Genomic DNA, 22,733 nt, shown 5'->3' with positions numbered 1-22,733 from the left:
GGCCGCGCCCCGGGTTGCGAAAACACCGGCGGCGGTTCCGCCAGCCGCAGGGCAAGCCACCGGGATGCCGGTGGTTTCGTCCGAGTCGGTGCTTGCCCTGAAACGGCGGGCGCGGCGCATCAACAGGGCACTGGCGGAGAAGTATCCGTACGCCCATGCCGAACTCGACTTCCGCAATCCGTTTGAGCTGCTGGTGGCCACCGTGCTGTCCGCGCAAACCACCGACGTGATGGTCAACCAGATCACGCCGCTGCTCTTTAACCGGTTCCCGGACCCCCAGGCCATGGCGGAGGCCGAAGCCGAAGAGCTTGAAGCCATCATCAAGCCCACCGGATTCTTCCGGGCCAAGGCACGGAACCTCCTGGCCCTTGCCACCCGGCTGGTGGACGAATACGACGGCGTGGTCCCCGGCCGCCTTGATGCGTTGGTGACCCTCCCCGGGGTGGGCCGGAAGACGGCAAACGTGGTGTTGGGCAACGCGTTCGGTGTTCCGGGGATCACGGTGGACACGCACTTCGGCCGGCTGTCCCGGCGGTTCGGGTGGACGCAGTCCGAGGATCCTGTGCGGATCGAATCGGACGTGGCGGAGCTCTTCGAACCCAAGGACTGGACCATGCTGTCCCACCGCGTGGTGTTCCACGGCCGCCGCGTCTGCCACTCCCGGAAGCCTGCCTGCGGGGCCTGCCCGGTCGCCAACTGGTGCCCCAGTTACGGCCTGGGCGAGACGGATCCGGCCAAGGCAGCCAAGCTCCTCAAATATGAGCTGGCGCCCGGCAGTGAGGCACTGCTGGAACGGTTGCTGGCGGAGACGGGCAATGCTGCCGAAATCCGGATGGAATCCCAGAGAAGGAACCCTTGAGCGCCCGCAACGACCTGATGGATCTTGCCAGGCGGGTTGCCGGCGGCACAAACCCCGCACCGGATCCGCGGTGGGCTGCACTGACAGTTGATGCGCAGACCGCCCGCGAAGCCGCGGTGCTGATGCTGTTCGGACAGTTGGACGATGTTCCGGCCGTATCCGGCAAGCCCTTGGCGCCGGCAGACCTCGATGTGCTGTTGCTGGAGCGGGCCCACACCCTGGGCTCTCATCCGGGGCAGGTTGCCTTCCCCGGCGGCGGCCTGGACGCGGGGGAATCAGCGGTGGCGGCGGCACTGCGGGAAGCCGAGGAGGAAACGGGACTGGACCCGGCCGGCGTCGAAGTGCTGGGTACCCTGCAGCAGCTCGGACTGGCGTACAGCAACTTCCTGGTGACGCCCGTGCTGGGCTGGTGGCAGGCACCCTCGCCTGTGCACGTCGTTGACTACGGCGAGTCAGCCCAGGTTTTCCGGGTGCCGGTGCGCGACCTGCTGGACCCGGACAACCGCGCCATGGCCACCGTGCACCGTGCAGGCCGGACCTTCGACAGCCCGGCGTTTGTGGTTAACGGGGTGGTGGTGTGGGGTTTCACCGGCATTGTCCTGAGCGGGCTCTTTGACCAGCTTGGCTGGGCCGTCCCGTGGGACCATGACCGGCTGCACCCGATGGACGGGTGACGGCTGGTTCCGATTGCGGCTGGTTCCGCGGCCGGCTGGGACCGCGGCCGGCTTGTTCCGGTACCGGTCAGGCCTGCTGCTGGCGCAGGTCCACCACAATTCCGGTGGCTGCATTTTCCCGCATGGCCTTGACGCCGTCCCGGAGCGTAGCCAGGGACTTGAAGTTCGGTGAGACGGCCACCGTATTGCCCTCTGCGTCGGTGAGCCGCAGCCTGTACGAGTTGTCGCCAACCCGGTGAATTTCGAATCTGCCAGCCATCGACCGGACCTCCTGTGTGCGTCATTGCATACGTCATCGCAGCACCGGTCTGCATCAGTCGCCAGTACAAACTGTAGTGGGCGTCACAGTGCCCGTCGAGCTACCGCCCGGTAGGTTACTCCGGGTTCCGTAGCATCCGGCGCGTGTTGACTACTTGGCGTTGTCGTAGGAGTCCACCACGGCTACGCTGACCGGAAATTCCACCGGAATCCGGCCGAACAGCAGCTCCTTGGCGGCGCTGGCGGCGTCCTCGATGGCCTGGATGCACGCCCCCACCGCCGCTTCCGGTGCGTGGACCATCACTTCGTCGTGCAGGAAAAAGACGAGTTCCGCCCCGGCCGCACCGTCCGCCCGGATGGTGCGCAGCCGCCGTCGTAGTTCCGCGAGCCAGCACGCCGCCCAATCCGCGGCGGAGCCCTGGACCACAAAATTCCGGGTGAACCGCCCTCGTGAACGGGCAATGGACTCGGCGCGGCGCTGTTCCTCGGCGGTGGTGGACTGCTGGCTCCGGTACCACAGGGGAGATGGTGGCGGGCTGCTTCGGCCCAGCCGGGTGGTGACGGTTCCGCCCGCTTCACCTGAACGGGCGGCGCGTTCCACAAAGTCCACAGCGCGCGGATACGTCCGGGCGAGCTGCGGCATCAGCCGGCCGGCCTCCCCGGAGGTGGCCCCGTACATGGCACCCAGCAGGGCCATTTTGGCTTTGGCGCGGTCGCCGCCGAAACCCTTGGCCGCGATCCCGGCATACAGGTCCTGGTCCCGGGCGGCCTCGGCCATCACCGTGTCCTGGGCCAGGGCCACCAGGACCCGGGGTTCAAGCTGCGAGGCGTCAGCAACGATCAGCTTGTGGCCCGGATTGGCGTGGACGGCGCCTCGGACCTGGCGCGGAATCTGCAGGGCGCCGCCGCCCCGTGAGGCCCAGCGGCCCGACACCACACCGCCCACCACGTATTCGGGCCGGAACCGGCCGCCGGCCACCCAGGCGTCCAGCCAGGCCCAGCCGTTCGCCGAATGCAGCCGGGAAAGCTTTTTGTATTCCAGCAAGGGGCCGATGGCGGGATGGTTGGATTCCTTCAGTTCCCATTGCCGGGTGCTTTTGACCTCGATGCCGCTGCGGTGCAGGGCGCGCATCAGCTCCTGCGGTGAATCGGGGTTCAAACCGGGAGCGTTCAGCAGCCCGCGCAGTTCGCCGGCCAGTTGTTCGAGCTTTGCCGGGCGGCGGCCGGCGGCAGGGCGCGGGCCGAGGTAGCCTGCCAGCAGATCCTCGTGCAGGTCCTCCCGCCACGGAACACCCGCGTGCTGCATTTCGGCGGCGATCATGGCCGCCGCGGATTCGGCAGCAAGCAGCAGGAAAAGCCGGTTGCGCCGGTTATCCTCCGTGCCGGCCTGCGCCAGGGTGTCCTGTTGGGCCGCGTATTCCAGCCGCAGTTCTTCGGGCGTGAACCGTGGCGTGGCGTTCGTGCCGGGATCCTCGAACAGGGCGCCCTGGTCTGCCGGGGGAGGTGGCGGCAGCAGTGCCTTGGGCGGGAGCAGGGTGTCCTCGGCGGGCGTCCGGTCGGCGCTTTTCGCGTACGCCGTGTGGGCGGTGAACTCCGAGAAAGCCAGGATGTTGCCGCACAAGGACAAGTCGTAGCAGCGCTCCAGTTCCACCCCTGAGGCGAGCAGCGCCGGGTACCAGTCCTGGGTGCGGTGCCAGATCCAGCGGGGCGCCTGCCCGCCCGGTGTGTTGTTTTCCAGGCCGCGGACGACGGCGGCCAGTTCAGCTGCGGGGATCAGCTGCGGTTCCGGATTGGCTGGCAGTGGATCGCCTGCCTGGGTGAGCTCCTGCAGTGACGCGCCGTTGGGGTGGGCGGCGAGCAGCAGGTACATGCTCCAATTGTGCCCTGTCCGGCGGGGCTTCCTGATCGGGGGCCCGGGTTGGGGCGAGGGTGGCCGGCGCTGCGGCGCGGGTTTCCACATAGGGGCAGCGGCACCTGCCGGGTGTGTGCATTTCGGTGGAAAGTGGCAGTCATGAGCAGGCACCAGATGGGTCCGCCCCACCAGGGATCAGGGACTTCGGAACTTCCCACCACAGGCGGCAGCGTTTATGCGTCTGGCGCCCACGTTCCGACGGCACCTGCTGGATCTGGCGAACCTGCCGAGACCGCCGCACGACGGTCCGCAGCGTCGGGTTCGGCCGGATTTTTTGGGACCAGCCTCCGGGGCCGGACCCGCTCCCGTCCACAGGACAGCGATGAGCCGGCGGGTGTGTGGCTGCCCGGGGAAGCAGGGGAGGTACTGCTTGTCACCGGATCCGGCTTTCTGCGGGCGGAAGTGGAGCGGATCGCTGCAGCAGCGGGCGCCCATCTTCGGATCGCAGCGGATTCAGGAGAGGCCGCGCGCTACTGGGACCAGGTGCACTCGGTACTCGTGGGAAGCGATATCAGGGCGCTGCCGCCGCGGCGCAGGGCGCCAGCCGTCGTCGTCGGGCTGGACGGGGAAGGCGACAGCCTCTGGCACCTGGCCGCGGCCTTGGGGGCCGAGCGTGTTGCCGTCCTTCCGGATGCTGCCGCCTGGCTTGCCGGCCATCTCAGCCGGGCGCGGGCCCCGGGACCCGGCGGTTTGGTCCTCGGGGTGACAGGAGGCTGCGGCGGGGCCGGGGCAACCACCGCCGCCATCTGGATTGCGCAGGCGGCAGCAGCCCTGGGGGCAAGGGTGCTGCTGGTGGATGGCGATCCGTGGGGTGGCGGGCTGGAACTCGCCCTTGCGGCCGAGGAATCGCCGGGCCTCCGCTGGCCTGATCTTGCCGAGGCGCGCGGCAGCATCGACTCCGCCCAACTGGCGGACGCGCTGCCCGTCTGCGGAGGTTTCGCGTTCCTGTCCTGGCCCGCCAGCCGGGAGCAACCAGTATCTGTGCCACCGGCAACCACGGCGGGCGTTTTGGAAGCGGCCCGCCGGGGCTACGAATTGGTGGTGGTGGACATCGGCCGGGGCTCCGGTCCGTTGCGGACTTTCGCCTGGGACTGCGACCGCATCATGGTGGTGGTCCCGGCCCAGCTGAAAGCGGCCGTGGCTGCTGTCCGGTTGCTTCACGAACTGCCACCAGTGGAGGCTTCGCTATTGATCCGGAGCCGGCGCGGGGCAGACCTGGACGCGTTGCAGATCTCCGATGCCGTGGGGCTCCCGGCGCACGGCCGGTTACCGGACGTGCGCGGCGTGGCTGCGGCAACCGAGTCGGGCCGGCTTCTGGGCCTGGGCAGGCGTCGCCGCGTCAGGGCCTTTACGGCCGCGGTTTTGGATGGCCTGGGCGACGGCCTGCCCGGTGAGGAAGGACCGTGAGGGAACGGGCCGAGCCTTGGGGAGGGGAGGAGGGAGGCGACCGCGATGCAGTGCAGGCGCGCCGAGCCTGGTCGGGCGGAATAACCGGCCGCCGGGCCGGGACTCCTGCTGCAGGCAGGCAGGACGCCGGTCCATCGGTGGATTCCGGCCTGCTCGAATCGGTCCGTGCTTCCGTCATGGCGGATCCCGGGGCTGTCACTCCATCCCGTGTGGCTGCGGCGGTGCAGGCCACCGGCAGGTTGCTGGGAACTGCCGGCGCGCTGGCCGCCGTCGAACGGATCAGCGCGGAGCTGAACGGGCTGGGCCCGCTGCAGGAGCTGACCCGTGATCCCGCAGTCACCGACATCTTTGTGAACGGTCCCGGGTCGGTCTGGGTGGATCGGGGGCAGGGTGTTGAACGGGTACGGGTGTACTTCGATGGAGAGGCGCAGGTCCGGGCATTGGCGTGCCGGATGGTGGCTGCCGGTGGCAGGCGGTTGGATGACGGCTCACCCTGCATGGATGTGCGGCTGCCGGGCGGCTACCGGATCCACGCGGTCCTGCCGCCCGTGTCCACTGCTGGCACGCTGCTCAGTATCCGGATCCGCAGGGAGCGGGTGTTCAGTATGGCTGAACTACGGCTGGCAGGCATGTTTGACGGGCTCCTGCAGGACGTACTTGAGGCAGTGGTGCGGAACCGGCTGAACTTCCTCATCAGCGGCGCGACCGGGTCAGGCAAAACCACGCTGCTGGCCACACTGCTGGGGCTTTGCGCTCCGGCTGAGCGGCTGGTGCTCATCGAAGATGCATCGGAGCTGAATCCCGTGCATCCCCACGTTGTGTCCCTGGAGTCGCGCCACGGGAACGTTGAGGGCGTCGGCACGGTTGATCTGGGCGAGCTGGTGCGCCAGGCACTTCGGATGCGCCCCGACAGGCTGGTGGTGGGCGAGTGCCGCGGCGCGGAAGTCCGGGACCTGCTGGCGGCGATGAATACCGGGCACAGCGGCGCTGGCGGGACCATTCACGCGAACGCTGCGGCCGCCATCCCGGCCCGGCTCACGGCCTTGGGAGCACTGGCCGGGCTGAGCCCGGAAGGAGTGCGGCTGCAGGCCAACAGCGCCCTGGATGTGGTCATCCATCTTGATCGGACTGCCCTGGGGAGGGCAGTGACGTGCGTGGGGATCATCGGAGCAGGGCCGGCCGGACTCATGGTGACGCCGGCCCTGCGGCTGGAAGGCGGCCGGACGGTGCGGGGCCCGGGATGGGCTGTCCTCGCCGGACGGCTGGAGCTGGATCAGGAGTTCGTGTGATGGAACTGGCCCTCGCCGTCCTGCTCTTCCTTGCTGCAGCACTGACCCTGCGGCCGCCAAATGGAGCGAGGGCGAGGCTCCGCCGTGTCCGGCAAACCGGGCCCCGGGTTGCCGCATACCCGCCAGGCCCGGTGGTCAGGGTTGGCTCCGGCTTGCGGTGGCCGCCGGGCCGCAGCCAGTCGATGCAGTCCCCGTCCATGACCTTGCTGGTCCAGCAGCTGGCAGCCTTGCTGAAAGGAGGACGCGCCCCCGCGCGCATCTGGGACGAACTGTCCAAGGTCCAGGACAGCAGCGGCGGACGGGGGCGTGGGAACTTGTCGGTAGGCTCAACAGCCATGGTGGCTGCAGCGCGTACCGCGGCTTTGGGCGGCATGCCCGTGTCCGCGGCGCTCCGCCGGGCACTGCCGAAGGTGTTTCCCCGGCAGGGGAGCGAAGCCCGGATCTGGTGGAACCTGGCTGCGTGCCTGGACATTGCCGAAGCGAGCGGCTGTCCTCTGGCCGACGTCCTCACCAGGTTCGCGGCGCAACTGGAAGCCGAAGACGACGCAGAAGCCGCACGGCACACGGCGCTGGCCGGCCCAAAGGCCACAGTCAGCCTGCTCACCTGGCTCCCCGTCCTGGGGCTTGGCCTTGGCTCGGCGCTGGGAGTCGATCCCTTGTCTGTCCTCCTGCAGACTCCGTTGGGGCTGGGTGCATTGGCTGCCGGCCTCGGCCTTACCGTCGCTGGAAGGCTTTGGTCCGCACGGCTGGTGGCGGCTGCCGCCGGTGCAGGACAGCCATGAGTGGCGAAGCTCCCGCGCTGGCACTTTTTGCCGTGCTCGCAGTAGCGGCCTGGATTGGTGTGTCCGGAAACGGGCGGTCAAGGCGTTGGATCCGGAACTGGCCGCCACCTGGAACTGTTGATGGGGACAGCGGGGCGCGCCGCAGGGGTCCCCCCGGTGGCGTCGAAGGGCTGGCGGACACAGCCATGATCCTGGAGCTGGTGGCGGCCATGCTCGAAGCGGGAGCCGGGATCGGGCGCGCCCTTGAGCTGGTGGCCGCCTCAGCAGACCCGATGTATTGCCAGGCCCTGCGCCCGGTGGTCGCAGCCCTTGCAATGGGCGCCGACTGGGGGACCGCATGGGGGAGTACGGGCGTCCGGCCCCAAGGAATCCTGGACCTGCAGGAGGCCCTCGGATTCGCCGCCCTGACCGGGGCGCCGTCGTCGGCCATTCTCTATGCCCAGGCGGCCAGGCTGCGGCGGGAACGCTTCCGGGCGGCGGAAAAACGCGCCGCGACCCTGGGCGTCAAGCTTGTTCTCCCGCTGGGGTTGTGCTCCCTGCCGGCCTTCATTTGCCTCGGTGTCGTTCCGGTGCTGCTGGCACTGCTGCCATCCGGTGCCTGAGCGGATGCCGCTGTCCCGTCCTCCACAGAGTCGGGCCGCGGCAGGTTATCCACTTAGCCCGATTGCCTCCTTTCAGCAGCACGCCTGCCCCTGAAGACTCGATGGGAGCCGGTCATCCGACCGGCAACACGGAAGGAAAGCACATGGCCATGAACCATCGCCACCCACATTCCAACGCTTCCGATGCCAATGGCGGCCCGCCGCCCGGAGCAAGGGAGAGACGGCGCGGAAAGCTCTTCAGGGGTTCCGGGGAGGAGCCGGCCCGGGCCGATCTTCCGGAGAATGTGGTGGAGCTGTATCCGGGTGCCAGCCTGACACGCCACACGCTGATGAGTGGTCCCCGGCTACGCACTGCCCGGATGCGACAGCGCTGCGGCAATGCTTTTGCCCAGGCCGGAATGGCCACAGCGGAGTACGCCATAGCCACCCTGGCCGCCGTCGGCTTCGCCGGCCTGCTGGTGTTCATTCTCCGCAGCGATGAAGTCCGGGGTTTTTTGCTGAACCTGATCCGGACGGCATTGGCGCTTCCGTGATGGTCCGCGGGGCTGCAGTTGGCGGGTGCAGGGACCGCTCCGGGGGCAGTGTCACGGCCGAGTTCGCCGTCACGCTGCCGGCCGTGGTTGCCTTGCTGTCCATGTTGCTTGCGGGTGCGGCGGCAGGAATTACCCAGCTGCGGCTGGAGGCGGGCGCCAGGGCCGGGGCCCGCGCACTGGCCCGCGGCGATGGACCGGACACGGTCCGCGGGACAGTAGCCGCCCTGGCTGGGCCCTCAGCGTCAACGTCCGTATCGTCCCAGGGCGGCTGGTTGGGAGTAAAAGTCACGGACCGGGTGGGTGGCACCTTGGGCGGGATCATCCCGTGGACCCTTACAGCCACTGCCTCGGCACAGAGCGAGCGTGGGGTGCCCGACGTCACTGGGACCTGGCCGGGCCCCTGACTGCCCACCGGGTAATGATCGGGTTCCGCACTGTCGGGAAGATGAGAGCTGCACCAAGGCAGGCGGACACCGCGTCCGTGCGGCGTGGAAGCAACGCCGGCAGCAGTCAACAAAGCCCCCAGGAGGGGCCTTGGAGGAAGAAAACCTGTTCAGGAGGTGGCATGCCGACGGTAAAGAAACGGGCTCATCCAACGGATGAGCGCAGGGAGCGCGGCTCGGGGACGGTGCTGGCCTTGGGGCTTGCGGTTGTGGTTATGCTTGCCACCGCGCTGGTCCTCCTCTTGGCCCAGTCTGCGGTGCTGGCCAGCCGTGCGGCGGCCGCAGCCGATCTGGCAGCGCTCGCAGCCGCGGACGCCCACCGCGGAATTACGGCGGGGGACCCGTGCGCGGCGGCGTCCGTGGTTGCGGCGCGCCATGCCGCCGCGCTGCTGAGCTGTTTACCGCGCTCCGACCTGTCGGTGGAGGTTCGGACGGAAATGATCCGGCGGACCCTGCTGGGTCCGGCAACGGGCCATGCCAGAGCCGGTCCGCCGCCGTGACCGAAGTCAGGTGAGCCGTTGTGAACTGCTGGTCAGGTCTGCCGCCGTGAACTGCAGGTCCGGTCCGGCGCCGTGAACTCCTGGTCAGCCGGTGCTGCCGTCGGCTGGCGCTGGCCGGTTGTGGTCCTGGCCCCAACCGGCGGAACCTGCAGGAGCCGGCGGCATCGATTCGGTTGCGTCCTTCAGGAGCACCCCCAGGAGCGTCACGGCGCCGGCCTTGTCCAAAGGGTTGTTTTTGTTCCCGCACTTAGGGGACTGGACACAGGAGGGGCAACCGGACTCGCATTCGCAGGCCCGGATGGCGTCGCGGGTGGCCGTCAGCCAGACCTTGGCCTTGTCGAAGGCGCGTTCGGCGAAACCTGCCCCGCCAGGGTGTCCGTCATAGACGAAGATGGTGGGCACTCCGGTGTCGGCGTGCAGCGCTGTGGAAACCCCTCCGATGTCCCACCTGTCACTGGAGGCCACCAGCGGCAGCAAGCCGATGGCCGCATGTTCGGCGGCGTGCAGGGCGCCGGGAAATTCGGCTTCGACGAGCCCCGCCCCGGTCAGGGACCGGTTCCCCACCTCGAACCACACCGCCTTGGTAAAAAGATCCCTCGCGCCGAGTTCCAGCGGCTCCTCGCCGAGGACCTCGTTGGAGATCAAAGCCTTGCGCTGGAAGGAAACCACCTGCGTGGTCACCTTGACCTCGCCGAAATGCACCGAAACGTCGCCCCACGTGGCGGTCCGCTGGGTCTCGAGGACCTCGATCTGGGTGACATCGCGGGCCGTGGTGTAAAAATCGGGATTGGCCCGGCGCACCATCACGCAGTGGTCGTCCTCGTTGAGGTCCTCCACCACGTAGCTGTCCCCCTGATGGACGTACACGGCCCCGGTGTGGGCCTGGTAGTGCGTTTGCGGGGAATCCATGGTCCCCAGCAGGGACCCGGTGTCGGCGTCCACGATGTTGACCGGCCCGCCGCCGTCCGCCCGGAGATTGACCATGGCGGCGGCACTCTGGGAATGCGTCCAGAACCACCCCGCGGGCCGGCGACGGAGGTATCCCTGCGCCACCAGCTGATCCAGGAGTCCCTCGGCCGAAGGACCAAACAGGGCCAGTTCGCCGGTTCCCAGCGGAAGTTCAGCTGCCGCGGCGCACAGGTGCGGTCCCAGGACGTAGGGGTTGGATGGGTCAAACACGGTGGCTTCCACGGAAACGTCGAAGATCGCCTCCGGATGGTTCACCAGGAACGTATCCAACGGATCGTCGCTGGCCACAAAGGCGGCGATGGCGTCCTGCCCCGCCCGGCCGGCCCGGCCGATCTGCTGGAACAGGGACGCCCGGGTCCCCGGCCAGCCGGCAACGAGGACGGCGTCGAGCCCGGAAATATCGATGCCCAGTTCCAGCGCCGAGGTGCTGGACACCCCCAGAAGTTCCCCGGAGCGGAGGGCCTTCTCCACTGCCCGCCGCTCCTCAGGAAGGTACCCCGAGCGGTAGGCTGCCACCCGCTGCGGCAGGCTGGGATCCACCTCGTCCAGAAGGCGCTTGGTGATGGCCGAGATGGTCTCCGCCCCGCGCCGCGACTTGATGAACGCGATGGTGCGGATGCGCGCCGACACCAGGTTGGCCAGCAGGTCCGCTGTTTCGGCCACAGCGGTGCGCCGCACGTTGGCGCCGTTCTCGCCCCGGGCCTCGGTCAGCGCCGGCTCCCAGAAAGCCACTGTGGTGGCCCCGTGGGGTGAGCAGTCCGTGGACACGGCCTCCACCGGGGCGCCGATCAACCGGGAGAACGAGGTATCCGGGTCCGAAGCCGTGGCGGAAGCCGCGATGAACACCGGCTCCGGGAAGGACGTTCCCGCCCCGTAGTAGGCACAGATCCGCCGCAGCCGCCGCATCAGGTTGGCCACGTGCGAGCCGAACACACCCCGGTAGCTGTGCGCCTCATCAACGATCACGTAGCGCAGCCGGCGGAAGAACCCGGCCCACCACGCATGGTTGGGAAGGATCCCGAAGTGCAGCATGTCCGGGTTCGCCAGGATGAAGTTGGCGTGGTCCCGGATCCAGCGCCGGGATGCCGGGTCGGTGTCGCCGTCGTAGGTTTCCGCGCGGACGGTAGGCAGCTTCAGGGCCCGGATCGCATTAAGCTGGTCGGCCGCCAGCGCCTTGGTGGGGGAGAGGTAAAGGGTCACGGCGCCGTCGTCGTGGATCCTGCCGGGTTCAGCGAGCACCCGCAGCTCCGAACGGTGGATGGCGTCCAGGGCAGGCAACTGATACGCCAACGACTTGCCAGACGCCGTTCCGGTGGCCACCACAACATGCCTGCCGGCGTGGGCCACGTCTGCCGCGTGGACCTGATGCTTGTAGGGTTCGTGGATCCCCAACGTGCCATAGGCCGCCACAACGTCGGGGTGCACCCATTCCGGCCACGGCGCGTGCACTGCTTCGCGTGCCGGGATGGTGCGGACATGACGGAGCTGTTCCGGATCCGGGCCGCGGCCCAGCAGGGGAATCAGGGAGTCATGGGGGTTCACCCCGACATTCTTTCATCCGGCGGCACCCGGCGACGCCGAATCCGCCCAAGGGGTAACCGGCGGCCGGCGCCCGGCCGTCAGCTGAGGGAAAGGTCCCCGCCGTTGTGGTCTGCCGAAAGCATCAGAACCCGGGAGACTGCGGTCCAGCCGAGGTGGGAATACAGTTTCTGGCCGTCGGTGGAGGCCAGCAGCAGCCCGTTCAGCACATCATGGCCGAAGGCCTGCGCCGCGAGGGCCCGCATGATGAAACTGCCCAGGCCGCGGCGCTGGAACGCCGGGTCCGTAACGATCTTGTCGAACACCGCGGTGTTGCCCACCACAAACAGCCTGCCGCTGGCGGCGATGGTTTCGCCGGACCGCACTTCGGCGTAGTGCACGCCGTCCGTTTCGGAGGTGGACAGTTCCAGGTCATCGTCAGGCAGCCACGGATCCTCGGCGTCCTGGGTTTCCATGTCCACAATCATCATGGTCTGCGAATCCGAGGTCACGTTGAGCCTGTGCTGCTGCGCCAGCCGGGCGTACCGGGCGGTGTCGTTGGTGAGGATGGTCAGGACCATGGCCGGCGCCACCGCCACCTTGGCTGCCAGTTCGGCAAATTCAGCGTCCGAGGGGTCGGCTGCAAAGAATTCCCAGTCCCCGCTGCTCTCGGACCGCAAGGCGGCAGGGAACCGGCCCTCGGTGGAGGTGCGGTAGCCGCGGCAACCCGCCCAGCCGGCCACCCATAGTTCAAGAAGGCCTGTGATGTCTTCAATCGTGGTTTCCGGGCTCATGGCATGAGACTATTCCAGCCCGACGGCCAGCAACAGTGGCTGCAACAGTGCTTATCCAATCGTGATGCGCCAACGCCCCGGCCGCAGGCACCCTGCGGCGGGCGGACGGTGTCCGGGAACCCGAGCCGGTACCCTTAAATACGTGGCTTTAAACCGAATTGTGCTCTTTTACGGCTTTACCCCCCTCTCAGACCCGGACGCCGTCCGGCTCTGGCAGCGTGCCCTCTGCGAGAAGCTCGGCCTTACGGGCCGGATCCTGATTTCCCGGGACGGCATCAACGCCACGGTGGGCGGCGAAATCGGCGCGGTAAAGCAGTACGTAAAGACAACCCGCGAATACAAGGGCTTTGCAGGCATCGACATCAAATGGTCCGACGGCGGCGCAGCGGACTTCCCGCGGCTGAGCGTCAAGGTGCGCGATGAGATTGTCTCCTTCGGCGCGCCCGGGGAACTTAAGGTGGACGCGAACGGTGTGGTGGGCGGCGGGAAGCACCTCCAGCCCGAGGAACTGCACGAGCTGGTGGCCAACCGGAAACAGGCGGGCGAGGACGTGGTGTTCTTTGACGGCCGGAACGCCTTCGAGGCCCAGATCGGCAAGTTCAAGGACGCGGTGGTGCCCGATGTGGCCACCACGCACGACTTCATCAAGGAGCTGGAGTCCGGCAAGTACGACGCGCTGAAAGACAAACCCGTGGTCACCTACTGCACCGGCGGCATCCGCTGCGAGGTCCTGTCCAGCCTGATGGTCAACCGAGGTTTCAAAGAGGTGTATCAGCTGGACGGCGGGATTGTCAGGTACGGCGAGACCTTCAAGGACCAGGGTCTCTGGGAAGGGTCGCTGTACGTTTTTGACAAGCGGATGCACCTGGAATTCAGCGAGGACGCAAAAACCATCGGCCAGTGCGTCCGCTGCGCAGCCCCGACCAGCAAATTCGAGAACTGTTCCAACCCCAGCTGCCGCACCCTGACGCTGTACTGCTCCGAGTGCGCTGCCAGCCCGGAAACCCTGCGCTGCCCGGAAGGCTGCGCCGCCTAAGGGAACCGGCGGAACCGGTAAGCGTAGTTGGCTGCGGAGCCGGCCTCCACCGTGACGTGCACTGCCGTGTCCGAGGCAAGGTAGACGATGCTTTCGCGGTTGATGCCGCACCGCTGGGCCAGGTCCGCGAGGTCCATGGCGTCGGTGCGGAAGGTAAACACAACGCGCCGCAGGCTCCGGCAGGCCAACGCCAGCGCATAGGTGCCGGCCGCCAGAACCGGAGTGTCCTCCTTGAGGACCTCGCCGGGCGCCAACACGCCGGCGCCGGCGTACGCCACCGGCTGGGAAGCATTGGGCAAGGTCCGGGCCACCCAGTCAGCCAGCCCGTCCGGCGGCACAGGTTCCCGGCGGAGCGGATCGTAGGTGATGTCGGGTTCGGGGGTGGCGGGCGCGGCGGTGGATTGGGGCGCTGAACGCGGCAGGCCGTCGTCGTACGAATATTCGCAGCCGGTCAGGGCGACGGAGGACCCAAGCACCAGCAACCCCACTGACGCACGCCCCACGGTGGCCGTGAGCGTCCGTGCCTGCGTAGCCCGTGCCCTTTGCAGGCCACGGGGCGCGGAGGATTCCCGCACGGTGGGCATACGTCGACTGTATGCCTGCGGTGGCGGCCGGGCCAGTGCTGCAGGCCTTATTGCGTGGGCGTCACCTGGTACGCAAAGATCAGCGGCGCGTCGACGCTGGACGCGCTGATGTCCAGGGTCCCGGCCGACGAGACCGTGAAGCGTGTGGTCTCGAGGCTGCCGTTGCAGGCCGCACCTGCGTCCACTATTTCAACCCCGTCAACGGACACGGCGAAGAACGCTTTTCCGCCGCCTTCGCAGGTCACGGACAGGGTGTACCGACCGGCCGGAACATCCGCCGCTTCCGGGCTGATCCGGTCCCGGTTGAGGATTTTCCCTTCATCCTGGAGGAGGGTGCCTGGGTCGGTGGGCAGGGCCGTGGCCCGCCACTGTGGGACGTCTGCGTTTTCCACGGACAGCCCGGGCGAACATCCCGTCAGTGCCGCTGCCATGACCAACGCCCCCAGTGCAGCCCAGGCGGCGGGCCTGCGGGCCGGCAGGCGCAGGGGCCCGGACAGGCCGGAGGGCCCGGCAGGACGGCGCGCACGCAGGAGGGCAGGGAGGCAGGAAGGCATGCTTCCACGCTACCGCCTGCGCAGGGTGGCATGGCACCTCGGGAGCCGGCGGAGGACCGGACTAAACTTGGCCGGTGCCTAAATCCCCATTCGAGTTCACCGCCGGCAACACCCTCGATGCCCCGCGAAGCGACCGGCCGCACCTGCTGCAGGCCCTGGCCGCGGACCTGCGCCGCGCCGGTTACACGCTGGACGGCGTGGCGCAGCTGCTGGGCCCGTCAGCCTCCGCTGCCCTGAACCGGGACCAGATCATCCCGGCCCAGCTCGCCACGGATGCCGCCGCCAGCCGTGACAGCGGCACCGGGCCGCTGGCCGCCGTCGTCCGTCTTTGGCTCCTCGCCGAACCGCAGGAACGGGTGGCGCTCGACGCCGCGCTGCCGGGCCTGGGTGCGGACGGCCTGGTGGAGCTGGGACTCGTTGAGCCCGTCCCCGGCACCGCGCGGTTCGCAGCGCGCGCCGACCTGCGCCCCTACGGCTGGGATGCCAACACGGACGGCAGCGGCGGCGCCGAACTCTGGGTGGCCAGCGACCTCGCCGCCCACCAGCAGGAAGGCGTGCTGCGGCACGACCACGTGCTGGGCATCGGGCAGGCCTCCACCACCCTGGTCCAAACCACCGTGCGCCGCCACACGGAACGGGCCCTGGACCTGGGCACGGGCTGCGGCATCCAGGCGTTCCATCTCCTGCATCACTGCGAACACGTCACCGCCACGGACATCTCCGAACGGGCCCTGGCTTTTGCCCGCTTCAATATCCTGCTCAACGCCGAGGCCCTGTCCGTGGACCCGGACCGGCTGGCGGACCGGGTGAGCCTTCGCCTGGGATCGCTGCTGGAGCCCGTGGCCGGTGAGGAATTCGACCTGGTGGTTTCCAACCCGCCGTTCGTGATCACCCCGCGCCGATCAGGCGAGGACGCCGCCGGCCAGTTCACCTACCGGGACGGCGGCCTCCCCGGTGACGACATCGTGGCCTCCCTCGTGGCAGGGCTTCCCGGCCTGCTGTCCCCGGGCGGGACGGCGCAGCTGCTGGGCAACTGGGAAGTGGAGGCCGGCACTGAATGGCACCACCGGCCCCGGGCCTGGGTCAGCCCCGGCACCGACGCCTGGTTCATCCAGCGCGAGCAGGTCAGCCCCGAACAATACGCCGAAACCTGGCTGCAGGACGCCTCCGAGTCCCGGAACCGGGACCACTACCGGGAGGCCTACGGGGCCTACCTCGCGGACTTCGCAAGCCGGAACGTGGCAGGGATCGGGTTCGGCATGGTCTGGCTCCGCCGGCCCGCGGCCCCCGGCCAGGCCACCATCAGCCGGTTCGAGGAAATCACCTACCCCATCGAGCAACCCATCGGCCCGCATCTGGGCGCCGCCGTGGAGCGCAACGACGACGTGGCAGCGGACAGCATCGAAGCGGCGCACCTCATCGTGGCCGAGGACGTCACGGAGGAACGGCACCAGCGTCCCGGTGCCGAGCACCCGGGCGTGATCCTGCTCCGGCAGGGCGCCGGCCTGCGCCGGACCAACCTGTTGAGCACCGCACTGGCGGGGTTTGTGTCCGCCTGCGACGGCGACCTGACCGCCGGCCAGATCGCCGGTGCGCTGGAGGCCCTGCTGGGCGGAAGCCTGGCCGGGGAGGACGGATTCGATGCCCTGTCCTTCCGGCAGGAACTGCTCGCCGAAGTGGAAAACCTGGTCCGCGACGGCTTCCTCCTTCGGGCGGCCGGCTGACCCGTTCCGGCCGCTTCGCGGAGGCCGGTGTTTTCCACAGGAATGCGCACATTGGCCCAAAATATGGTGAACTAGGCCAATATGGGCTCATCTGCCCCAGCAACCTTTTTCTGTAGGAGCATCGTGCCAAGCAAGGCCAAAACCGGCAAGAAACTCGTGATTGTGGAGTCTCCGGCCAAGAGCAAGACCATCGCCAAGTACCTCGGCGAGGGTTTCATCGTTGAGGCCTCCATCGGTCACATCCGTGACCTGCCGCAGCCGTCCGAGCTTCCCGCGGAACTGAAAAAGACCTCCGTCGGCAAGTTCGCCGTCGACATTGACCACGACTTCAAGCCTTATTACGTCGTGTCAGCGGATAAAAAGAAGAAGGTGTCCGAGCTCAAAGCCGCGCTCAAGGATGCCGACGAACTTTACCTCGCAACTGATGGGGACCGCGAGGGCGAGGCCATCGCGTGGCACCTGCTGGAAGTGCTGAAGCCCAAGGTTCCGGTGTACCGGATGACGTTCGGCGAAATCACCAAGGAAGCCATCCAGCGCGCCATGGGAAACCTGCGCGACGTGGACACGGCACTCGTGGACGCACAGGAAACCCGCCGTGTGCTGGACCGCCTGTACGGCTACGAGATCTCCCCGGTGCTGTGGCGCAAGGTGGCCCGCGGCCTGTCCGCCGGGCGTGTGCAGTCCGTGGTGACGCGCATGGTGGTGGACCGCGAACGCGAACGCATGGCGTTCCGCGCCGCGTCCTACTGGGACCTGACCGGCCAGTTCGGGGCCGGGTCCGGCTCCTTCAAGGCCAAACTGGCTGCCGTGGACGGTGCCAAGGTGGCCACCGGCCGGGACTTCAACGACGACGGCGTCCTCACCTCCCGCAACGTTGCCCACCTCAACGAGGAGCTGGCCACGTCGCTGGCAGCAGGGCTCCAGGACGCCGCGTTCGCCGTCCGCTCCGTGGACACCAAGCCGTACACCCGGCGCCCCGCCGCGCCGTTCACCACGTCCACGCTGCAGCAGGAAGCCGGCCGCAAGCTCCGGTTCTCCTCCAAAAGCACCATGCAGGTGGCGCAGCGGCTGTACGAAAACGGCTACATCACCTATATGCGTACCGACTCCTCCTCGCTGAGCGACGAGGCCGTCACGGCCGCCCGCCGGCAGGCATCCGAGCTGTACGGGCCGGAGTACATCCCGGCCACCCCGCGCGTCTACTCCGGCAAGGCCGCCAACGCCCAGGAAGCCCACGAGGCCATCCGTCCCGCCGGCGACTCCTTCCGCACCCCGGCGCAGGTGGCCAAGCAGCTCTCCGGCGACGAGTTCCGCCTCTATGAACTGATCTGGAAGCGGACCGTCGCCTCCCAGATGGGTGACGCCAAGGGTTCCACGGCCACCATCCGCCTGGGCGCCACCGCCACGGACGGCCGCGACGCCGAATTCTCCGCCTCCGGCACCGTGATCACCTTCCCGGGCTTCCTGGCCGCCTACGAGGAAGGCAAGGACGAAAGCCGCGGCGACGACGACTCGGACGACGCCCGCCGCCTCCCGAACGTGGGCAAGGGAGACGCGCTGACGGCGTCGGACATCCTGGCAGTTGGCCACGAAACCTCGCCGCCGCCGCGCTTCACCGAAGCGTCGCTGACCGCGGAGCTGGAGAAGAAGGGCATCGGCCGGCCGTCCACGTACGCCTCGACGATCTCCACCATCCAGGACCGCGGATACGTCCGGAAGCAGGGCTCCGCGCTGGTGCCAAGCTGGATCGCGTTCTCCGTGATCCGCCTCCTCGAGCAGCACTTCACCGACTACGTGGACTACGAATTCACCGCGGACATGGAAGGCGACCTGGACAAGATCGCCAACGGCCAGGCTGTCGGAGCTGCCTGGCTGCGGCACTTCTACTTCGGTGAAGACGCCGACCCGGGCCTGCTCAGCATCGTCAACAACCTCGGCGAGATCGATGCCCGCGAAATCAATTCGATCCCCATCACGGACGAGATCACGCTGCGGGTGGGCAAGTTCGGCCCGTACCTGGAAAGTTCCGCCGCCACGGTGGATCCCAAAACCGGCGAAATTGTGGAGAACTCCCGCGCCAACGTCCCCGAGGACCTCGCACCCGACGAGCTCACCGCAGCCAAGGCCGTGGAACTCATGGAGACCGCTGCGCCGGAGGAGCGGGTGCTGGGTGCTGACCCGCACACCGGCCACACGGTGGTGGCCAAAAACGGCCGCTACGGCGCCTACGTCACTGAAGTCATTCCGGAAATGACCGAGGAACAGATCGCCAACCAGCCGGTGGAGTACTACAAAAACGGCAAGCCGAAGCCCCCCAAGAAGCCGGTCAAGGCGAAGCCGCGCACCGGTTCGTTGTTCAAGTCCATGACCGTGGACTCCGTCTCCCTGGATGAGGCGCTGCAGCTTATGAGCCTGCCGCGCGCGCTGGGTGAGGACGCCGAAGGCAACCTCATCACCGTCCAGAACGGCCGGTTCGGCCCGTATCTGAAGAAGGGCACCGACTCCCGTTCCATCGGCACGGAAGAGGAAATCTTCACCATCACGCTGGAGCAGGCGCTGGAAATCTACTCCCAGCCCAAGCAGCGCGGGGCTCGCGCAGCGGTTCCGCCGCTGGCCGAGTTCGGCCCGGACCCCGTCTCGGAGAAGAACATCGTGGTGAAGGAAGGCCGGTTCGGCCCGTACATCACCGATGGCATCACCAACATCACCGTCCCGCGGGCCACCTCCCTGGAGGAACTGACCCGGGAGCAGGCTGTGGAGCTTTTGGCTGAGAAGCGCGCCAAGGGCCCGGTCAAGCGCACGACGACGGCCCGCAAGGCACCTGCCAAAAAGAAGGCCGCTGCCAAGAAGTAAGCCGTGGCCCGGACCGGGGATCAGCCCGGTCCGGCGCGGATTGTCTCCGGTCCGGGCTGCCCGGCCGGCAGGCAGGAATTGCGGTGTTGCGCGCAACGTGATCGGGTAGGGGGATGAGTGAACAGCCTGCAATGACCGACCCCACGCCCCTGAACGACCTCGAGGAGAAGCTCGCCCAGGGCGGCCAGCCCGAGGCCAGCCCCGTGGACGTCATCCTGTCGTTCCTGAACAGCGAGGTCTACATCCTCAGCCCCGATGGTGTGGAAGGCCTGGACGCACAGGTGGAGCCGCTGGTCCTGGGCAACGCCGACGGTGATCCCGTCCTGGCCGTGTTCTCCCACCCCAGCCGGGTGGACGGACAGTTCCTGGAAGCGGCCCCGAACGTGCTGGGCACGCAGGGCGCCGCCATCATCGCCAACATCGGTGAGGAGCTGGGCATGGTCATCAACCCCGGCGCCGCCTACGGCTTCGAAATTAATCCCGAGGGCGTGGCCAACATCAAGCGCGACTTCAAGCGCGCCGACGAGCTCGCTGATGACGCCGCCGCGGATCCGGCCGGAGCCTGAGCCAGAACCTGTGACGCAGGACTTGTGACGCCGGGGTGCGTGCCGGGATGCCGGCGCGGTTGCCCGCAGGGGGAATAATGGCAGGATGCGGCTAGGCGTCCTTGATATTGGATCAAACACTGTCCACCTCCTCCTGGTGGATGCTCACCCCGGCGCGCGCCCTGTGCCGTTCGCTTCGCACAAGCGGCCGCTGTCCCTGGTCCAGTACCTGGAGCCGGACGGCAGCATCAGTGAGGAGGGCCAGCATGAGCTGACCGAGTTTGTTTTGGAGGCATGGGAGTTCGCCGCCCGGCACAAAGCCGATGACCTCTTGGCGTTCTGTACCTCCGCGATCCGCGAGGCCACCAACGGCGCGGCGGTGCTGGCCCGGGTGAAGCACGAAACCACCGTCACCCTGCAGGAACTGACAGGCAGCGAAGAAGCGTCCATGACGTTCTTCGCGGTTCGCCGCTGGCACGGCTGGGGCGCCGGTCCCATCCTCAACCTGGACATCGGGGGCGGCTCCTTCGAAATGGCGTTCGGCCAGGACGAGCTGCCGGAGATGGCCACCTCCGTTCCGCTCGGCGCCAGCAGGCTGACACGCGACTGGCTGTCCGAGGACCCGCCCTCGGCCCGCAGCGTCAAGGAACTCCGCCGCTACATCCGGGCCACGCTGAAGCCTGCAGTCAGCAGCTTCGACGGGCTTGGCAGGGCCAACGTGGTGGCCGGAACCTCCAAAACCTTCCGTTCGCTGGCCCGGATCGCCGGTGCAGCCCCCAGCGCCTCCGGTCCCTACATCAAACGTGAACTGCAGGCCTTCGACCTTGGCGTCTGGGCGCAGCGGATCTCGGCCATGAAGGCCGAGGACAGATTGCACCTGCCGGGCGTCTCGGAGGCGCGGGCGCACCAGCTCCTGGCTGGCGCCCTGGTGGCGGAGGCGGCGCTGGAACTCTTCAAATTCAAGAAGGTCCGGATCTGCCCCTGGGCGCTGCGCGAGGGCCTCATCCTGCGGCGGCTGGACCAGCTGGTGTTTGCCGGCCCGCTGGAGCCCGCGCCGCACGTTGCTGCAGCCGCAGGCCGCATTGCCGCCGAGGCCCCTGCCGGCGCTTGACCGTTGGTTTTCCCGGCGCCTGGCTCCCGGCGTTGGCGTTGGCGTTGGCGTTAAAAGCGAAAGCACCGGGGCCGGCAGCAGGAAAATGGGGGGAAACCCGCTGCCGGCCTCCGGTGCCTCGGGCAGGAATCCCCATCCCTGCCGCATCACTCGCACCCTCAATGAGGTAATAACTACATTAGGGACCCAACTTGTGAAGTCCCTGCAGTGGATCTGGGAGCCGGCTGGGAATCTTCACATCTGCGCCGGAACAGCCGAACTGCAATGATGGAGTCATGAGCAACCGAATCGCATTCCTTGGCTGTGGATCCATGAACGAAGCCATCCTTGGTGGCCTGGTGGAATCGGGAACAAGTCCCGCAGACATCGTGGCCACCGTCCGGAGGGCTGGTCGCGCTGCGGAACTTGCCGAACGCCATCCGGGAATCACCGCCATTGCCGGCGAAGAGGAACCGGACAACAACAAGCAGGCCAGCATTGGCTCTGCCGTGGTCATCCTTGGCGTCAAACCGGTGGGCATCGCCGACCTGGCCCGCGAAATCAGCGGTTCCCTGTCGCCGGACACCATCGTGGTCAGCGTCGCGGCGGCGGTGTCCCTTGCCCAGCTTGAAGCTGCCCTGCCGGATGGCCAGCCCGTCATCAGGTCCATGCCCAACACGCCGGCCCGGCTTGGCCGCGGCGTGGTATCGGTCTCCCCTGGCACCAACTGCTCCCCGGACCAGCTGCAGCTGGTCAAGGAGCTCCTGCAGGGCACCGGAACCGTGGTGGAAGTACCCGAGGAGCACGTGGACGCGCTCTCGGCCATCAGCGGCTCCGGCCCGGCCTACGCGTTCTACCTCGCCGAGGCCATGGCGACCGCTGGCGAGGAACTGGGTCTGGACCGCGAACTGTCCCAGCTCCTGGCCCGCGAAACCGTGGCCGGAGCCGGCTTTATGCTGGCGGAACCAGGCGCCGATGCCGCCGCGCTGCGTAAATCGGTGACCAGCCCCAACGGCACCACCGAACGCGCAATTGCAACGTTCGACGAGCAGGGCATCCCCGCGATCATTGCCGCCGGCGCCCGCGCCGCCGCTGACCGGGCAGCGGAAATCACGCAACAGCTCGGCTGAGGCCCTGGTCCACCGCCACCGTCCGGGATCAGGGCCTTGCCGCGAAGCGTTCCAGCAGGTCCACGTGGCCTGACACGATCAGCATGTCGCGGGAGGAGACCTTGGTTTCGGGCCGGGCGTAGGTGAAGTCCTCGCCGGGAGACTTCACACCCACGATGGTCACCCCGTACTTGGAACGGACCTTCGACTCGTCAAGGGTGAAGCCCACCGTTTCGCGGGGCGGGTACATCTTCACGATGGCGAAGTCGTCGTCGAACTCGATGAAGTCCAGCATGCGGCCGGACACCAGGTGTGCGGCCCTGACGCCGGCGTCGGCTTCGGGATAAATCACGTGGTTGGCGCCGATCCGGGTGAGGATCTTGCCGTGGGACGGCGTAATGGCCTTGACCCACAGGTGTTCGATGCCGAGGTCCACGAGGTTCACGGTGATCAGCACCGAGGACTCGATGGAGGTTCCCACTCCCACAACGGCGGAGCTGAACTCCTGCGCGCCCAGCTGGCGGAGCGCGTCGATGTTGGTGGCGTCCGCCTCCACCACGTGGGTGAGCAGCGGTGCCCATTTCTGGACCAGGTTCCGGTCGCGTTCGATCGCGAGCACTTCGCGGCCCTGCTTCACCAGCTGTTCAGCGGTGGACGACCCGAAGCGGCCAAGCCCGATGACCAGCACGGGTGCGTTG

Annotated in this window: 22 protein-coding genes; 15 read left to right on the top strand and 7 right to left on the bottom strand. The window is 67.9% G+C overall.

Features of this window, described 5'->3' with window-relative positions:
* Window positions 1-64: 64 nt before the first annotated feature.
* A complete protein-coding gene (nth, locus tag ACRB8A_RS15805) occupies window positions 65-859 on the top strand; it encodes an endonuclease III (protein WP_056596398.1) in 795 nt (264 codons plus the stop codon).
* Window positions 856-1,533 (top strand): NUDIX hydrolase, encoded by a 678-nt coding sequence (locus ACRB8A_RS15800; RefSeq protein ID WP_056596400.1) that lies wholly within the window; start codon window positions 856-858, stop codon window positions 1,531-1,533. The genes nth and ACRB8A_RS15800 overlap by 4 nt, the downstream gene beginning before the upstream one ends.
* A gap of 67 nt (window positions 1,534-1,600) precedes the next feature.
* Here the strand turns inward: ACRB8A_RS15800 and ACRB8A_RS15795 are convergent, their stop codons facing one another.
* Window positions 1,601-1,792, bottom strand: coding sequence for a YegP family protein (locus ACRB8A_RS15795; protein WP_050683994.1), 192 nt, complete (start codon window positions 1,790-1,792; stop codon window positions 1,601-1,603).
* 150 nt (window positions 1,793-1,942) lie between these two features.
* Window positions 1,943-3,661 (bottom strand): bifunctional 3'-5' exonuclease/DNA polymerase, encoded by a 1,719-nt coding sequence (locus ACRB8A_RS15790; RefSeq protein WP_432245077.1) that lies wholly within the window; start codon window positions 3,659-3,661, stop codon window positions 1,943-1,945.
* 141 nt (window positions 3,662-3,802) lie between these two features.
* Here ACRB8A_RS15790 and ssd point away from each other — a divergent pair, with 141 nt between their 5' ends.
* From ssd to ACRB8A_RS15755, 7 genes are all read left to right on the top strand, one after another.
* On the top strand, window positions 3,803-5,110 hold the full coding sequence (ssd, locus tag ACRB8A_RS15785) for a septum site-determining protein Ssd (RefSeq protein ID WP_432245076.1): 1,308 nt from the start codon (window positions 3,803-3,805) through the stop codon (window positions 5,108-5,110).
* A gap of 80 nt (window positions 5,111-5,190) precedes the next feature.
* Window positions 5,191-6,399, top strand: a complete 1,209-nt coding sequence (locus ACRB8A_RS15780) for a TadA family conjugal transfer-associated ATPase (protein ID WP_432246055.1) — start codon at window positions 5,191-5,193, stop codon at window positions 6,397-6,399.
* Complete coding sequence (locus ACRB8A_RS15775) at window positions 6,399-7,181, top strand: type II secretion system F family protein (protein ID WP_432245075.1); 783 nt, start codon at window positions 6,399-6,401, stop codon at window positions 7,179-7,181. Before ACRB8A_RS15780 ends, ACRB8A_RS15775 begins: the two co-directional genes overlap by 1 nt.
* On the top strand, window positions 7,178-7,783 hold the full coding sequence (locus ACRB8A_RS15770; protein ID WP_432245074.1) for a type II secretion system F family protein: 606 nt from the start codon (window positions 7,178-7,180) through the stop codon (window positions 7,781-7,783). The genes ACRB8A_RS15775 and ACRB8A_RS15770 overlap by 4 nt, the downstream gene beginning before the upstream one ends.
* Before the next feature lie 143 nt (window positions 7,784-7,926).
* Window positions 7,927-8,316, top strand: a complete 390-nt coding sequence (locus ACRB8A_RS15765; protein WP_050683990.1) for a DUF4244 domain-containing protein — start codon at window positions 7,927-7,929, stop codon at window positions 8,314-8,316.
* Entirely contained in the window at window positions 8,316-8,720 is a 405-nt protein-coding gene (locus ACRB8A_RS15760; RefSeq protein WP_050683989.1) for a TadE family type IV pilus minor pilin, read from the top strand. Before ACRB8A_RS15765 ends, ACRB8A_RS15760 begins: the two co-directional genes overlap by 1 nt.
* 161 nt (window positions 8,721-8,881) lie before the next feature.
* A complete protein-coding gene (locus tag ACRB8A_RS15755) occupies window positions 8,882-9,259 on the top strand; it encodes an Rv3654c family TadE-like protein (RefSeq protein ID WP_432245073.1) in 378 nt (125 codons plus the stop codon).
* An 84-nt stretch (window positions 9,260-9,343) separates the two neighbouring features.
* Here the strand turns inward: ACRB8A_RS15755 and ACRB8A_RS15750 are convergent, their stop codons facing one another.
* The gene (locus ACRB8A_RS15750) at window positions 9,344-11,770 is read right to left on the bottom strand and encodes a DEAD/DEAH box helicase (RefSeq protein ID WP_432245072.1); all 2,427 of its coding nucleotides are present in this window, start codon (window positions 11,768-11,770) and stop codon (window positions 9,344-9,346) included.
* A 77-nt stretch (window positions 11,771-11,847) separates the two neighbouring features.
* Window positions 11,848-12,540: a GNAT family N-acetyltransferase gene (locus ACRB8A_RS15745; protein WP_050687418.1), complete on the bottom strand. Its 693-nt coding sequence runs from the start codon at window positions 12,538-12,540 to the stop codon at window positions 11,848-11,850.
* Window positions 12,541-12,682: 142 nt separating this feature from the next.
* Here ACRB8A_RS15745 and ACRB8A_RS15740 point away from each other — a divergent pair, with 142 nt between their 5' ends.
* Complete coding sequence (locus tag ACRB8A_RS15740) at window positions 12,683-13,576, top strand: rhodanese-related sulfurtransferase (protein ID WP_285240380.1); 894 nt, start codon at window positions 12,683-12,685, stop codon at window positions 13,574-13,576.
* On the opposite strand, the gene ACRB8A_RS15735 is transcribed toward ACRB8A_RS15740, so the two are convergent.
* Both ACRB8A_RS15735 and ACRB8A_RS15730 read right to left on the bottom strand, forming a co-directional pair.
* Window positions 13,573-14,160 carry a hypothetical protein gene (locus ACRB8A_RS15735; protein ID WP_285240381.1) on the bottom strand — a complete coding sequence of 196 codons (588 nt, stop codon included), beginning with the start codon at window positions 14,158-14,160 and terminating at the stop codon, window positions 13,573-13,575. The genes ACRB8A_RS15740 and ACRB8A_RS15735 overlap by 4 nt on opposite strands.
* Window positions 14,161-14,207: 47 nt before the next feature.
* A complete protein-coding gene (locus tag ACRB8A_RS15730; RefSeq protein ID WP_285240382.1) occupies window positions 14,208-14,714 on the bottom strand; it encodes a DUF6023 family protein in 507 nt (168 codons plus the stop codon).
* Between the two features lie 74 nt (window positions 14,715-14,788).
* Here ACRB8A_RS15730 and ACRB8A_RS15725 point away from each other — a divergent pair, with 74 nt between their 5' ends.
* From ACRB8A_RS15725 to proC, 5 genes are all read left to right on the top strand, one after another.
* Window positions 14,789-16,438, top strand: coding sequence for a N5-glutamine methyltransferase family protein (locus ACRB8A_RS15725; protein ID WP_285240383.1), 1,650 nt, complete (start codon window positions 14,789-14,791; stop codon window positions 16,436-16,438).
* Between the two features lie 123 nt (window positions 16,439-16,561).
* On the top strand, window positions 16,562-19,291 hold the full coding sequence (topA, locus tag ACRB8A_RS15720) for a type I DNA topoisomerase (protein ID WP_056596439.1): 2,730 nt from the start codon (window positions 16,562-16,564) through the stop codon (window positions 19,289-19,291).
* A 113-nt stretch (window positions 19,292-19,404) separates the two neighbouring features.
* Window positions 19,405-19,857, top strand: coding sequence for an SseB family protein (locus tag ACRB8A_RS15715; RefSeq protein WP_056596444.1), 453 nt, complete (start codon window positions 19,405-19,407; stop codon window positions 19,855-19,857).
* 85 nt (window positions 19,858-19,942) lie between these two features.
* Window positions 19,943-20,947, top strand: coding sequence for a Ppx/GppA phosphatase family protein (locus ACRB8A_RS15710; protein ID WP_285240384.1), 1,005 nt, complete (start codon window positions 19,943-19,945; stop codon window positions 20,945-20,947).
* A gap of 275 nt (window positions 20,948-21,222) precedes the next feature.
* Window positions 21,223-22,056 carry a pyrroline-5-carboxylate reductase gene (gene proC / locus ACRB8A_RS15705; RefSeq protein ID WP_050687435.1) on the top strand — a complete coding sequence of 278 codons (834 nt, stop codon included), beginning with the start codon at window positions 21,223-21,225 and terminating at the stop codon, window positions 22,054-22,056.
* 28 nt (window positions 22,057-22,084) lie between these two features.
* On the opposite strand, the gene ACRB8A_RS15700 is transcribed toward proC, so the two are convergent.
* Window positions 22,085-22,723, bottom strand: a complete 639-nt coding sequence (locus ACRB8A_RS15700; RefSeq protein WP_018761823.1) for a potassium channel family protein — start codon at window positions 22,721-22,723, stop codon at window positions 22,085-22,087.
* Window positions 22,724-22,733 lie beyond the last annotated feature (10 nt).

It is taken from the genome of Arthrobacter sp. G.S.26, from assembly GCF_050847375.1.
Lineage (GTDB): Bacteria > Actinomycetota > Actinomycetes > Actinomycetales > Micrococcaceae > Arthrobacter.
Note: the sequence above shows the minus strand (reverse complement) of the source record. Positions and strands in the feature narration are given on the sequence as shown.